Below are 555 nucleotides of genomic sequence, written 5' to 3'. Positions count from 1 at the left end.
CGCCGTGCACCGCGGCGACGGGCTCGGCATCGCCGCCCTCCGCAGGAGCGGCCTGAAGCTGCTGATCCTGTCCACGGAACAGAACCCGGTCGTCGCCGCCCGCGCACGGAAGCTGAAGATCCCCGTGCTGCACGGCATCGACCGGAAAGACCTCGCGCTGAAGCAGTGGTGCGAGGAGCAGGGCATCGCGCCGGAGCGCGTGCTCTACGTCGGCAACGACGTCAACGACCTGCCGTGCTTCGCCCTCGTCGGCTGGCCCGTGGCGGTCGCGAGCGCTCACGACGTCGTACGCGGCGCCGCACGCGCGGTCACCACCGTCCCCGGCGGTGACGGCGCGATCCGAGAGATCGCCAGCTGGATCCTCGGCCCCTCTCTCGATTCCCTCCCCAAGTAAGGACACCCCCTGATGAGCACCAACTCCCGTCTGCGCACCTTCGGTTCGCGCGAGGTCGGCCCCGGCAAGCCCGTCTACATCTGCGGCGAGATCGGCATCAACCACAACGGTGAGCTGGAGAACGCCTTCAAGCTGATCGACGTCGCCGCCGCGGCCGGCTG

The 555-nt window shown here is 69.7% G+C and carries 1 protein-coding gene and 1 pseudogene; both read left to right on the top strand.

Features of this window, described 5'->3' with window-relative positions; genetic code table 11:
* Positions 1–394: KdsC family phosphatase (locus CCN44_RS41110; protein ID WP_158103227.1), on the top strand; the 394-nt coding region annotated here is incomplete at its 5' end.
* 12 nt (positions 395–406) lie between these two features.
* A pseudogene (locus CCN44_RS47060) lies at positions 407–555 on the top strand (N-acetylneuraminate synthase family protein); the annotation flags it as partial.

Origin of the sequence: Streptomyces tricolor (assembly GCF_002155905.1) — a bacterium.
In the GTDB taxonomy this organism is placed as follows: Bacteria; Actinomycetota; Actinomycetes; order Streptomycetales; family Streptomycetaceae; genus Streptomyces; species Streptomyces tricolor.
The sequence above is the reverse complement of the archived record's forward strand: the minus strand, read 5'-3'. Positions and strand labels throughout refer to the sequence as shown.